The sequence below is a fragment of the Ferdinandcohnia sp. QZ13 genome, assembly GCF_031324165.1.
Classification (GTDB): Bacteria; Bacillota; Bacilli; order Bacillales; family Bacillaceae_L; genus Ferdinandcohnia.
In genome coordinates this window covers 1-701 of record NZ_JAVIVW010000007.1, presented here as the reverse complement: position 1 = coordinate 701, position 701 = coordinate 1, and the positions used below count along the sequence as shown (strand labels likewise).

Annotated in this window: 1 rRNA gene; it reads left to right on the top strand. The window is 51.2% G+C overall.

Going from position 1 to position 701, the window contains the following annotated elements:
* Positions 1-2: 2 nt before the first annotated feature.
* Positions 3-701, top strand: a 23S ribosomal RNA gene (locus tag RGU12_RS13550); the annotation flags it as partial.

Genomic DNA, 701 nt, shown 5'->3' with positions numbered 1-701 from the left:
TAGGTTAAGTTATGAAGGGCGCACGGTGGATGCCTTGGCACTAGGAGCCGATGAAGGACGGTACTAACACCGATATGCTTCGGGGAGCTGTAAGTAAGCATTGATCCGAAGATTTCCGAATGGGGAAACCCACTGCTCGTAATGGGGCAGTATCCTTACCTGAATACATAGGGTAAGAGAAGGTAGACCCGGGGAACTGAAACATCTTAGTACCCGGAGGAAGAGAAAGCAAACGCGATTTCCTGAGTAGCGGCGAGCGAAACGGAAGATAGCCCAAACCAAGAGGCTTGCCTCTTGGGGTTGTAGGACACTCTATACGGAGTTACAAAAGAGCGAAGTAGACGAAGCGACCTGGAAAGGTCCGTCAGAGAAGGTAACAACCCTGTAGTCGAAACTTCGTTCTCTCTTGAGTGGATCCTGAGTACGGCGGGACACGTGAAATCCCGTCGGAAGCTGGGAGGACCATCTCCCAAGGCTAAATACTCCCTAGTGACCGATAGTGAACCAGTACCGTGAGGGAAAGGTGAAAAGCACCCCGGGAGGGGAGTGAAATAGAACCTGAAACCGTGTGCCTACAAGTAGTCAAAGCACATTTATGTGTGATGGCGTGCCTTTTGTAGAATGAACCGGCGAGTTACGATCCCGTGCAAGGTTAAGTTGAAGAGACGGAGCCGCAGCGAAAGCGAGTCTGAATAGGGCGA